We start from the raw sequence: 375 nt of genomic DNA on the forward strand, positions 1-375 counted from the left end.
CCTTGCCCAATGCGACGGCGGAAGCGGCCTACACGGCCACCCTGACTGCAGCGGGCGGCACGGCGCCATATACCTTCAGCATCAGCAGTGGCAACCTGCCGGCCGGCTTGAGCCTGAACGCATCCACCGGCGTGGTGTCGGGGACGACCAATCTGGCCGGCAGTTTCCCGGTCAGTATCCAGGTCAAGGACAGCAGCACGGGCGCGGGAGCGCCATTCAGCGCCACCAACAGCTATACCTTGAGCGTTGCCGCGCCAGCCATCACGGTGACCCCGGCAACCTTGCCGGCGCCGAAAGTGGCCACGGCATACAGCCGGCAATTGACGGCCAGCGGCGGCGTCGCTCCGTATGCCTATACGGTATCGAGCGGCAGCC

Annotated in this window: 1 protein-coding gene; it reads left to right on the forward strand. The window is 66.7% G+C overall.

What is annotated here, in order from left to right:
* Positions 1–375: putative Ig domain-containing protein (locus GYK42_RS28875; protein ID WP_166450284.1), on the forward strand; the 375-nt coding region annotated here is incomplete at both ends.

The sequence above is a fragment of the Janthinobacterium lividum genome, assembly GCF_011601275.1.
Lineage (GTDB): Bacteria > Pseudomonadota > Gammaproteobacteria > Burkholderiales > Burkholderiaceae_D > Janthinobacterium > Janthinobacterium lividum_E.